We start from the raw sequence: 5,228 nt of genomic DNA on the forward strand, positions 1-5,228 counted from the left end.
TGAACGACGCCCCGGCGCTCGCCTCCGCCTCCGTCGGCGTCGCCATGGGCGGCGGCGCGGACGTGGCGCTGGAGACGGCGGGGCTCGCGCTGCTTCGGCCCGATCCGCTGCTGACGCCGGCGGCGCTCGATCTCTCCCGCCGCACGGTGGCGACCATCCGCCAGAACCTCGTCTGGGCCTTCGTCTACAACGTGGTCGGCCTTCCGCTCGCGGCCTTCGGCCTGCTGTCGCCCGCCCTCGCCGGCGGCGCCATGGCGCTGTCTTCGGCGAGCGTGGTGCTGAACGCGCTCCGGCTGTCCCGCTGGCGTCCGGACCGGTGAGCGGGGCGCCCTGACCGGCGTCCCGCTGTGGCGCCGGCGCGACGTCACCGCAGCGCAACAGAGCTGCGCGTTCTTTCCGTTTCGCCTGTGCGAAACCATTTCCGGCCTGCCCCGTTGTTGACGCAGCGGGGGTCGCGAGGCGATTTCAGGGCCGACTTGGCGAAGCTGCGCTTCGCCACTGCGGTAACGGGTTCGTTAAGTCTCAACCGCTAATTTTACGCGTCTCGCCCCCAAGCCTTCCGGAATCGCACATGCGCGTCCTCATTTTCCTGTCTTCGATCGTGTTCGTCGTCGTGGCGGTGGCCGCGCTCCCGCTTAGCGTTCCGGGCGAAGCCGTCGCCAAGAGCCCAATGGAAGCGGCCTACGGCCGCTGACCGCGGCGCGAGCCTTGCGCGCGCACGCCGCAGGCTCTTTTCCGCGCCGCGCGACCGGAGGCGTCTTCGCTTCCCGCGCGCGGCGCCCTATCTCCCGCCCCAAGGGCTCTTGACGAGAGACCGGGCGGGACCGGGCCTGCGGCTTCACATGACCGCGAGCCTGCCGGCGACACGCTGGAATTCCGTCGATCTCACGTCGAAATGCGCCCAAAGCGTCTTTTGACATATGCTGGCTCCGCACCTGCCCGAGATCGTTCGCTCCATGACAGATAGCGCTTCCTCTTCCCGGCCGTCGCCCGAGGGCCGGTCGCCTCTGCTGCTTGACCGGCGCGCGCTGGTGCAGCTCGGCCTCGCCGCCCAGGCCGCCGTTCTGCTCGGCGGAACCGCCTCGGCCCAGGATGGTGCCAAGGCGTCCGCCGGCGCGGACGACCTGAGGTTCGGCCCCGCCGAGCCGTTCAGCTATGACGGCCTCAAGGCGCTGGCCAAGGCGAAGGCTGCAAAGCTTTATCAGGAGCCGCCCCGGCCGAACCCCGAGATCGTGAAGCGCATCGACTACGACGCCCACGGCAAGCTGAAGTTCGATCCGGAGCACGCGCTCTACGCCCGCTCCGCCGGCGCCTATCCGATCACCTTCATGCATGTGGGCCAGTTCTTCCCCAAGACGGTGCGCATGCACGCGGTCGCGGACGGCAAGGCGCGGGAGGTGCTCTACGACCCGTCCTACTTCCAGATGCCCGCCGACCACGTCGCCAAGGGCCTGCCGGCCCAGCCCTCCGCCTTCGCGGGCTTCTGGGTGCGCGAGGCCAAGGACGAGGTGACGGACAAGGGCGACTGGAAGACCCGCGAGCCCTTCGCCACCTTCCTCGGCGCCTCCTACTTCCGCGCCATCGGCGACGCCGGCCAGGTGGGCATGTCGGCCCGCGGCGTGGCGCTGTTTCCGGAGCCGGGGGCTGCGGAGGAGTTTCCGGACTTCACCGAGTTCTGGTTCGAGCCGGCCAAGGCCGACGGCGAGCCGGTGACGGTCTACGCGCTGCTCGACGGGCCGTCGCTTTCGGGCGCGTTCCGCTTCCTCATCCAGCGCACCGAAGGCACGGTGATGCGGATCGAGGCGCAGGTGACCATGCGCCGCGACCTGCCGCGCGTGGGCCTGGCCGCGCTCACCTCCATGTACTGGTTCTCGGAGACCGCGAAGCCCGGCCTGATCGACTGGCGGCCCGAGGTGCACGATTCGGACGGCCTCGCCATGTGGACCGGCTCGGGCGAGCGCATCTGGCGGCCGCTGAACAACCCGCCGCGCATCATGACCTCGTCCTTCACCGACGAGAATCCGCGCGGCTTCGGCCTGCTGCAGCGCGACCGCAGCTTCGACCACTACCAGGACGGCGTGAAGTATCAGGACCGCCCGTCCACCTGGATCGAGCCCGAGGGCCAGTGGGGCAAGGGCGTGGTGCAGCTGGTGGAGCTGCCGACCGACGACGAGATCCACGACAACTCCGTCGCCTACTGGATCCCGGCGGAGCCGGCCAAGGCGGGCGCGACGCTGTCGCTCGCCTACACGCTGCACTGGCGGGACAGCGAGCTCTACCCGACCGACCTCGGCCACGTGGTGGCGACGCGGCTCGGCCGCGGCGGCCAGCCGGGACTGCCGCGGCCGCAGGGCGTGCGCAAGTTCATGATCGAGTTCCTCGGCGGGCCGCTGGCGGACATTCCCTACGGCCAGACCGTGGAGCCGGTGCTGTCGGCCTCGCGCGGCACGTTCTCCTACGTCTACGCCGAAGCGACGCCGAGCGACGTGAAGGGCCACTGGCGCGCACAGTTCGACCTGACGGTTGAAGGGCCGGAGCCTGTGGAGCTGCGCTGCTATCTCAAGGTCGGCGACCGGGTGCTGACCGAGACCTGGCTCTACCAGTACCATCCGGTCTGAGCGGCCGGATCAGGCGTCGGTCCTGTCGGGAAGCCGGCGGGACCGGGCCGTGATCGGGGCCTGACCGACGGCGCGCCGGTCGTGTCCGGTCGTGCTCATCTCGTTCAAACGCGCAGGCGAACGGGCGCGGCCGCGGGGAGGCGGCCGCTGTCCGCGTCCGGCGTGCGCCGTCAGGCGGTGGCGCTGACCAGCGTCTGGGCGGGCCGGCCGGCGCCGACGCCGTCGATGTAGGCGCGCAGCCGCAGCCGGGCCTCGTCCGGGGTCTGGGACAGCACCGCGCCGGTCGCGATCTCCACCGTGCGGTAGATCAGGCTGTTGGTCTCGGCGTCGAGTTCGACGCGGCGCTCGTTGTCGGCGAGCGGGGCGACGACGGCGGGCCGGCTGGTCGCGTTGGCGGAGGCGTTGGCCGGGGCGACGTCGCGCGACGGCTCGGGCGCGCGCGGCGGCGCAGGCCGGGTCACTGCCGCCGGAGTTGAGAACGATCCGATGCCCGTATCCATGGCGACCTCCCCGCCGCTGACGCGAGAGACGATCTCTCGCATGGCCGATGTTCCGGCGCCCGCGTTAAGGTCACGTTAGAACTTTCAGTTAACGGGCGCCGGATCGGATCGCGCGATTTTAGCGAAAAGTGATTCGAAACCGCCCCGCCGTCAGCTGCGGCGGGACAGGGCGACCGGCGCGCTCGGCGGGCGCTGGCGCGTGGCGGCGTCGGCGCCGTAGGTGCGCGGCGTCTCCCGGGCGGCCAGCTCCTCCGACACGCCGCGCATCAGGCTCTCCGCCACCGAACGGGCGGTGCCGAGCACCGCGAGGTTCTCCTCGAGCGCGGCGCGGAACGTCACGTGCAGCCGCTCGATCTCCGCGAGCTGCTCCTGCGGCTGGGCCGCCAGCGCCTCGCGCGAGGCGGAGACCGCGCCGATGTCGAGCATGTAGCGGCTGGACAGCTCGCCCTTCGAGCTCTCCAGCGCGCCCGCGGCCTGATAGGCGCCGGCGCGCACGAGCCGGGTCTCCTCCGCGATGACCTCCGTCAGCCGGGCCATGGTGGCGGCGAGCCGCGACAGGCGCTCCGCGGTCTCGGACACGCCGAGCTTCGGCCGGGAGGGGGCGGCGGGGAGGCGTCGACGGATCATGGCGTGGCGGTCCCGGTCTGGAGGGCGAGAAGTTCGGAGCGGACATGGGCGGCGAGGCCCACCCCGCCGGATGCGGCGATGGAGCGGCCGTACTGGTCGGCCAGCATGGAGCGGTAGGCGTCCGAGCCGGTGCTGCCGCCGCCCAAGGGGCCGTCCTCGCCGAGGCCCTCGAACATGGTCTGCACCATCTGCGTCAGAAACACGGCCTCGAAGTCCTCGGCCGCGGCGTCCACCTTCGAGGGCGTCTTCGCCGCGCCCGGATGGGCGGAGAACGCCTTGGCCGTCGACAGCGCAGCGGCGGCGGCGGAAGGCGTGGAGGAGGTCGCGTCCGCCATCACATCACCTCGATTTCGGCCTGCAGCGCGCCCGCCGCCTTGATCGCCTGAAGGATGGCGATCAGGTCGCGCGGCCCGACGCCGATGGCGTTGAGCCCATCCACCAGCTGGCGCAGGTTCACGCCCTCGCGCAGCACCGCGAGCCGGCGGTTGGCGTCCTCGTCCACGGTGACGGAGGTGCGCGGCGCCACCACGGTCTCGCCGTTGCTGAAGGCTTCCGGCTGGCTGACGATCGGGTCCTCGGTGATGGTGACGGTGAGGTTGCCCTGCGCCACCGCGACGGTGGAGACCCGCACGTCCTGCCCCATGACGATGATGCCCGAGCGCTCGTCGATCACGATCTTCGCCACCTGGTCGGGCTCGACCCTAAGCTGCTCGATCTCGGTCAGGAGCTGGATGAGGTTGCCCTTGTAGCCCTTCGGCACCTGCACCGTGACGGTGGAGGGGTCGACCGGCTCGGCCACGCCCGCGCCGATGAAGGCGTTGATGGCGGCCGCGACCCGCCGCGCCGTGGTCAGGTCCGGGTTGCGCAGCGCGAGCCGCACCGTGCCGAGATTGGCGAGCGCGAACGGGATTTCGCGCTCGATCAGGCCGCCGTTGGAGATGCGGCCGGTGGTGGGCACGCCGCGCACGATCTGCGCCGCCTCGCCTTGCGCGTTGAAGCCGATCACCGCCACCGACCCCTGCGCCACCGCATAGACCTCGCCGTCCGCGCCCATCAGCGGGGTGACGATCAGCGTGCCGCCCTGGAGGCTGGTGGCGTCGCCGAGCGCGGAGACGGTGACGTCGATGCGGGTGCCCTGGGTGCCGAAGGGCGGCAGGTTGGCGGTCACCATCACCGCCGCCACGTTCTTGGTGCGCAGCGTCGCGCCGCGGGTGTTCACGCCGAGCCGCTCCAGCATGGACTGCAGGCTCTGCTTGGTGAAGGGCGCGGCGTTGAGCGAATCGCCCGAGCCGTTGAGGCCGACCACGAGGCCGTAGCCCACGAGCTGGTTCTCGCGCACGCCCTCGATGTCGGTCAGGTCCTTGATGCGGGAGGTGACGCCGCCCCGGGTCGGGCCGCCGTCGTCGCCGCCGGGAAAGGCGCGCCGGCCGTGGACCGCGGCCCGGCGGATGTCGACGCGCACGCCGCCCTCCGCGCCGGAGCC

6 protein-coding genes and 1 pseudogene are annotated in these 5,228 nt (G+C 71.6%); 3 read left to right on the forward strand and 4 right to left on the reverse strand.

Annotated features, from left to right (window positions below):
• From ACFQ4O_RS14785 to ACFQ4O_RS14795, 3 genes and pseudogenes are all read left to right on the forward strand, one after another.
• A pseudogene (locus ACFQ4O_RS14785) lies at positions 1–320 on the forward strand (copper-transporting ATPase); the annotation flags it as partial.
• A gap of 251 nt (positions 321–571) precedes the next feature.
• A complete protein-coding gene (locus ACFQ4O_RS14790) occupies positions 572–694 on the forward strand; it encodes a hypothetical protein (protein WP_378776660.1) in 123 nt (40 codons plus the stop codon).
• Positions 695–956: 262 nt separating this feature from the next.
• Positions 957–2,618: a glucan biosynthesis protein gene (locus ACFQ4O_RS14795; protein ID WP_378776662.1), complete on the forward strand. Its 1,662-nt coding sequence runs from the start codon at positions 957–959 to the stop codon at positions 2,616–2,618.
• 170 nt (positions 2,619–2,788) lie between these two features.
• Here the strand turns inward: ACFQ4O_RS14795 and ACFQ4O_RS14800 are convergent, their stop codons facing one another.
• From ACFQ4O_RS14800 to ACFQ4O_RS14815, 4 genes are all read right to left on the reverse strand, one after another.
• On the reverse strand, positions 2,789–3,118 hold the full coding sequence (locus tag ACFQ4O_RS14800) for a hypothetical protein (protein WP_378776664.1): 330 nt from the start codon (positions 3,116–3,118) through the stop codon (positions 2,789–2,791).
• Positions 3,119–3,268: 150 nt separating this feature from the next.
• Entirely contained in the window at positions 3,269–3,745 is a 477-nt protein-coding gene (locus ACFQ4O_RS14805; RefSeq protein WP_378776666.1) for a hypothetical protein, read from the reverse strand.
• Positions 3,742–4,080, reverse strand: coding sequence for a rod-binding protein (locus tag ACFQ4O_RS14810; RefSeq protein ID WP_378776668.1), 339 nt, complete (start codon positions 4,078–4,080; stop codon positions 3,742–3,744). Before ACFQ4O_RS14810 ends, ACFQ4O_RS14805 begins: the two co-directional genes overlap by 4 nt.
• Positions 4,080–5,207 carry a flagellar basal body P-ring protein FlgI gene (locus tag ACFQ4O_RS14815; protein WP_378776670.1) on the reverse strand — a complete coding sequence of 376 codons (1,128 nt, stop codon included), beginning with the start codon at positions 5,205–5,207 and terminating at the stop codon, positions 4,080–4,082. Before ACFQ4O_RS14815 ends, ACFQ4O_RS14810 begins: the two co-directional genes overlap by 1 nt.
• Positions 5,208–5,228: the final 21 nt, after the last annotated feature.

Origin of the sequence: Methylopila musalis, from assembly GCF_042679725.1 — a bacterium.
Taxonomy (GTDB): domain Bacteria; phylum Pseudomonadota; class Alphaproteobacteria; order Rhizobiales; family Methylopilaceae; genus Methylopila; species Methylopila musalis.